This is a genomic window from Aminobacter sp. P4_D5, from assembly GCF_056401815.1.
This window is the reverse complement of sequence record NZ_JBFUIP010000834.1, coordinates 1-659: the sequence shown is the minus strand read 5'-3', so window position 1 is coordinate 659 and position 659 is coordinate 1. Positions and strand designations below refer to the sequence as shown.

Below are 659 nucleotides of genomic sequence, written 5' to 3'. Positions count from 1 at the left end.
GTCTGATCGCGGCGGCGCTGCTGCACGACATCGGCCATATGGTGCACGACCTCGGCGACAACCCCGCCGAGGAGGGCGTGGACGACAAGCATGAGGAGCTCGGCTACGACTTCCTCGTCTCCATGTTCGGCCCTGATGTGACGGAGCCGGTGCGGCTGCATGTCGCCGCCAAGCGCTATCTCTGCGCGGTGGAGCCGGACTACTTCGCCAAGCTCTCCAAGGACTCCATCCTGAGCCTCAGCCTCCAGGGCGGCCCCATGTCGCCTGGGGAGATCGCCGAATTCGAGGCGGTGCCACAGTACAAGGAGGCCGTGCAGCTACGCCGCTTCGACGAGCAGGCGAAGGTGAAGGGGCTTCAGACGCCGCCGGCCTCGCACTTCATGCAGTATGTGGAGCGGGTGATCCTGCCGGCCTGAGCGGCCTTCCGGGAGGGGCTTGGCCCTCCCGTCACTCCTTCTCGATCCCCGCGATCCGCACCACGTCGCTCCAGCGCCGCCGCTCGTCGGCAAGAATGCGCTCCATGTCCTCGACAGTGCCGCCGACCGGCTCCGAGCCCCAGGAGAGCAGCCGCTCCGTCACCTCCGGCGACTTCACGATCCGGTCGATCTCGGTCGCCAGGCGCTGGCGGACCGCCATCGGCGTGCCGGCCGGCGCGCCGT

The 659-nt window shown here is 68.6% G+C and carries 1 protein-coding gene and 1 pseudogene; one reads left to right on the top strand and one right to left on the bottom strand.

The window, feature by feature from the left end:
* Positions 1-416: HD domain-containing protein (locus tag AC1DWF_RS35290; protein WP_476843115.1), on the top strand; the 416-nt coding region annotated here is incomplete at its 5' end.
* 31 nt (positions 417-447) lie between these two features.
* On the opposite strand, the pseudogene AC1DWF_RS35285 reads toward AC1DWF_RS35290, so the two are convergent.
* A pseudogene (locus tag AC1DWF_RS35285) lies at positions 448-659 on the bottom strand (hypothetical protein); the annotation flags it as partial.